Genomic DNA, 1086 nt, shown 5'->3' with positions numbered 1-1086 from the left:
TGTAAATAGCTTAATTTTTTTTATTTATGCGTGATTTTATTATTTATACTATGCTAAGTTGACGACATTGACCGCTCATTACCAAAAACTGGCGACACTAGCAATATCGGTTTCGCCTTGATTGGTTTAGCCGTATCCGCTACGGCAATTGGTATCTTATACTTCCGCCGTAAAAAAGCAAAAGTAGAATAAAGGAAACGTCTTACGCAAGGATCAGTCATGAACAATGGCTACCCCTTGCGTTTTTCTATCCCCAAATAAAGGATTTGTGGTTCTTTCCAAAAAGGAAACAGCCACTTTAACAACAGAAAGGATTGAGACTGTATGTATCCTATCCGTTCTCCGACAGCTTAAAGTCTGTCACTAACAACTGAATAACTAACTATATAAAAACAGAAAGAAACGAGGTAAAACTATATGGAATTAAAACACGTCATTCCCAACATGGAAAAGACATTTGGAGCATTAGAATACGCTGGCGAGGGCAAAGTCGAGCAACGCCGTATCAATGGCAGACAGACTATTCTCTCACGAAGCTACAATTTGTATTCAACGGTTCAGCGTGCAGATGATATTGTGGTCGTCTTGCCTGCCGAAGCTGGCGAAAAGCATTTTGAATCAGAAGATAAAATCCGATTGATTAACCCTAAGATTACTGCCGAGGGATACAAGATTGGCAATCGAGGATTTACCAATTACATCATGCACGCTGATGATATGGTAAAGGCATAAGAAAGGACAGGTAAAAATATATGAGATTAGCACAAGGAATTGTCATTGAAAAAGAAAAAACATTTGGACTATTGAAGTTTTCAGCCTTACGTCGTGAAGTTCGTATTACTGATGAGGAGGGCAATGTTACCGAGCAGATAAAAGAACGCACCTACGACCTTAAATCGAAAGAACAAGGTCGCATGATTCAAGTGAGCATTCCTGCTTCTGCTGGAGAAAAGAACTTTGACTATAACGCCGAAGTAGAGCTTATCAATCCAGTAGCGGATACAGTAGCGTCTGCCCAATGTCGTCAACTTAGGGAAATATAAAAAATAATAAAAAAAACACTTGACAATAGATAAGAAAAATGAA

At 38.7% G+C, this 1086-nt stretch carries 1 protein-coding gene and 1 pseudogene; both read left to right on the top strand.

Annotation, left to right across the window (positions count from 1 at the left end):
- The first annotated feature begins 417 nt into the window (after nucleotides 1–417).
- The gene (locus L1S49_RS23090; RefSeq protein WP_238907701.1) at nucleotides 418–732 is read left to right on the top strand and encodes a YdcP family protein; all 315 of its coding nucleotides are present in this window, start codon (nucleotides 418–420) and stop codon (nucleotides 730–732) included.
- Nucleotides 733–752: 20 nt separating this feature from the next.
- Nucleotides 753–1016 (top strand): annotated as a pseudogene (locus L1S49_RS23085) (YdcP family protein); the annotation flags it as partial.
- Between the last annotated feature and the right edge of the window lie 70 nt (nucleotides 1017–1086).

Origin of the sequence: Clostridium sp. YIM B02506 (assembly GCF_022324845.1) — a bacterium.
Lineage (GTDB): Bacteria > Bacillota > Clostridia > Clostridiales > Clostridiaceae > Clostridium_T > Clostridium_T intestinale.
The sequence above is the reverse complement of the archived record's forward strand: the minus strand, read 5'-3'. Positions and strand labels throughout refer to the sequence as shown.